The following is a 940-nucleotide window of genomic DNA, read 5'->3' on the forward strand; positions in this document are numbered from 1 at the left end:
TTTGGCAACAGACCACGCAGGCTTTGCGCTTAAGGAAAAATTAAAAGCGTATCTGCAAGAGGGAGGTCACGATGTTCAGGACATGGGGGCTCACAGTCTCGATGACCAGGACGATTATCCGGATTTCATCCGGCCGCTGGCGGAAGCCATCAGCAAGGACCCGGAAAGCAGGGGAATTATTCTTGGCGGTTCGGGGCAGGGAGAAGCGATGGCCGCTAATCGCGTGGCGGGGGTTCGTGCGGCCGTGTACTATGGAGGGGATAAGGAGATTGTTGTTCTTTCGCGCGAACATAACGACGCAAATATATTGTCGCTTGGCGCGCGGTTTCTTTCAGACGAAGAAGCAAAAAGCATTGTAAAGCTATGGCTTGGAACGGCATTTTCGGGTGAAGTGCGGCATCAAAGAAGAATTGACAAAATAGACAAAAAATAGTATTTTGAGCACAGAAAAAAAGAGGTGTCTTAACAATGACAGACGCAGTCATGAGTGCCTTGGGCGGGGCGCATCCGTTTTTTATCATTGGAGGTCTTATTGTTTTTATATTCGCTGCCGCGGGTATAGGCATAAAACTTGCCAATGCCGTATTTTATCCGAGACGCGATAAAGATAAGCAAGATCAGTGAAAGGGGGCATTGAGCATTACTTTTTCATTTTTTGGAAGATAGATTAAAAATTCATGACCGAGGAGAACAGGGCATGGCGTATATCGGATGGTGTTGGTTTTTTGGATACTGGACACTCGTGTTAGTTAACGAGCATCTTAAGCAGAAGGGCGTATGGAGAAGAAAATAAAAATCACACAGGCGTAGAAAATGCGCCTGTTTTTTTATATACTAAAAGGAATGAATCACGTTAGAAATAGTGAACACGATTTATATAAAATACATTTTATGGATAATAGCATTACAATTTATGTACATAGGCGTGAAGCGCACTTTG

Annotated in this window: 1 protein-coding gene; it reads left to right on the forward strand. The window is 44.4% G+C overall.

The window, feature by feature from the left end; translation table 11 throughout:
- Positions 1–433, forward strand: a 433-nt coding sequence (locus tag COU47_02900) for a ribose-5-phosphate isomerase (GenBank protein ID PIR69498.1), incomplete at its 5' end; no start/stop codon positions are given.
- Between the last annotated feature and the right edge of the window lie 507 nt (positions 434–940).

The sequence above is a fragment of the Candidatus Niyogibacteria bacterium CG10_big_fil_rev_8_21_14_0_10_46_36 genome (genome assembly GCA_002772995.1).
Classification (GTDB): domain Bacteria; phylum Patescibacteriota; class Minisyncoccia; order 1-14-0-10-42-19; family 1-14-0-10-42-19; genus 1-14-0-10-46-36.